Origin of the sequence: Streptomyces sp. NRRL S-1022, assembly GCF_000720135.1 — a bacterium.
In the GTDB taxonomy this organism is placed as follows: Bacteria; Actinomycetota; Actinomycetes; order Streptomycetales; family Streptomycetaceae; genus Streptomyces.
Genome location: NZ_JOIU01000100.1, coordinates 1 through 1,054, shown reverse-complemented (window position 1 = coordinate 1,054; position 1,054 = coordinate 1). Strand labels below are relative to the sequence as shown.

The 1,054-nt window shown below is 69.1% G+C and carries 2 protein-coding genes; both read right to left on the bottom strand.

Annotated features, from left to right (window positions below):
• Positions 1-627, bottom strand: a 627-nt coding sequence (locus IG05_RS0140985) for an alpha-amylase family glycosyl hydrolase (RefSeq protein WP_030349178.1), incomplete at its 3' end; no start/stop codon positions are given.
• Positions 624-1,054, bottom strand: a 431-nt coding sequence (locus IG05_RS0140980; RefSeq protein ID WP_030349177.1) for a DUF3459 domain-containing protein, incomplete at its 5' end; no start/stop codon positions are given. The genes IG05_RS0140980 and IG05_RS0140985, both read right to left, overlap by 4 nt.

The window sequence follows — 1,054 nt, the reverse complement described above, 5'->3', positions numbered from 1 at the left end:
CGGCATGACCGGGAAGTGGAAGGCCATGTGGCACTCGTCGCCGCCGGCCGAGAAGTCGCCGAAGTAGTCGACGACGTCCTCGGGCCACTGGTTCGCCTCCGCCAGCAGCACGGTGTCCGGGTACATCGCGTCGATCTCGCGGCGGACCCGCTTGAGGAAGGTGTGGGTGGCGGGCAGGTTCTCGCAGTTGGTGCCCTCCTCGGCGTAGAGGTAGGGGACCGCGTCCAGGCGGTAGCCGTCGATGCCCAGGTCCAGCCAGAAGCGCAGGGCGGCCAGGATCTCCTCCTGCACGCGCATGCCGCGCTGGTGGGCGGCGTCCACGAACTCCACGAAGTCGGCGAGGTCGCCGAACTCCGGGAGGACGGCGGTGTAGTCGGAGACGTCGTAACCGCCGTCCCGGAGCGGCGACTGGAAGAACGGCGGCAGCCAGAGACAGTCGACGCCGAGCCACTGGAGGTAGTCGAGCTTGGCGGTCAGGCCCTTGAGGTCGCCGACGCCGTCGCCGTTGCTGTCGTGGAAGGAGCGGACCAGGACCTCGTAGAAGACGGCGCGTTTGAACCACTCCGGGTCCCGGTCCTTGGCGGGGGTGTCCTCGAAGGTGTCCGGTACGGGGTCGTTGACGGTCATGACGCTGCGGGCCCTCCGATCTGGGGCGTCGATCGCCCGACGTGGAGCACGTGCGCCGGGGCCCGGCCGGGCGTGAGACGCACGTAGTTGGTCCTGCCCCAGTGGTACGTCTCGCCCGTCAGTTCGTCGTGCACGGGCAGGGCGGCGTGCCAGTCCAGGCCGAGTTGCGGCATGTCCAACGAGACCGTGGCCTCCTGGGTGTGGTGCGGGTCGAGGTTGACGACCACGACGACCGTGTCCGACCCGGTGCTCTTGCTGTAGGCGAGCACGGCATCGTTGTCGGTCGGATGGAAACGGAGGTTGCGCAGGCGCTGTAGCGCCGGGTGCTGTCGCCGGATGGTGTTGAGCCGGGTGATGAGCGGTGCGATGGTCCGGCCCTCGCGCTCGGCGGTCGCCCAGTCCCGGGGCTTGAGCTGGTACTTCTCCG